This window comes from Micromonospora inaquosa (genome assembly GCF_003857055.1).
Lineage (GTDB): Bacteria > Actinomycetota > Actinomycetes > Mycobacteriales > Micromonosporaceae > Micromonospora > Micromonospora inaquosa.
Genome location: NZ_QGSZ01000010.1, coordinates 1 through 793 on the forward strand (window position 1 = coordinate 1; position 793 = coordinate 793).

Here is a 793-nt window from a genome sequence, read left to right on the forward strand (position 1 = left end):
CGCATGAGGGCGGCGCCGGCAAGCCCGCCTCGTTCGCCCTCAACGGTGCCGCCTGTTCGGTGTCCTGAGTTCCCCTCCCACCCCACCACCCCGAGAAGGAGTCGCACGATGAGAAATGCGAGATGGAAGGCGGCCTCCAGAGCCGCTATCGCGCTGGCCGGCGCGGGCGCCCTCGCCGCCGGCATGGCGCTGTTTGCGACAGCACCCGCCGCCGCCGGGACGACGCTCGGTGCGTCCGCCGCCGAGAAGGGCCGCTACTTCGGCACGGCGGTGGCCGGATTCAAGCTCTCGGACAGCGCGTACACCACGATCTTGAACCGTGAGTTCAACATGGTGACGGCCGAGAACGAAATGAAGATGAACGCCACCGAGCCGCAGCAGAATCAGTTCAGCTACGGGGCGGCGGACCAGATCGTCAACCACGCCCGCAGCCGTGGGATGAGCGTGCGCGGCCACACACTGGCGTGGCATTCGCAGCAGCCCGGCTGGATGGAGAGCATGAGTGGCAGCGCGCTGCGGCAGGCGATGCTCAACCACGTGACGCAGGTGGCCACGCACTTCCGGGGTCAGGTCGTGGCGTGGGACGTGGTCAACGAGGCCTTCGCCGACGGCAACTCCGGAGGCCGCCGCGACTCCAACCTCCAGCGCACCGGCAACGACTGGATCGAGGCCGCGTTCCGGGCGGCGCGGGCCGCGGATCCGGGTGCGAAGCTCTGCTACAACGACTACAACACCGACAACTGGACGCACGCCAAGACGCAGGGCGTCTACAACATGGTGCGCGACTTCAAGT

At 68.0% G+C, this 793-nt stretch carries 1 protein-coding gene; it reads left to right on the forward strand.

What is annotated here, in order from left to right; all coding sequences use genetic code 11:
• Positions 1 to 108: 108 nt before the first annotated feature.
• Positions 109 to 793: endo-1,4-beta-xylanase (locus tag DLJ59_RS00045; protein ID WP_148096911.1), on the forward strand; the 685-nt coding region annotated here is incomplete at its 3' end.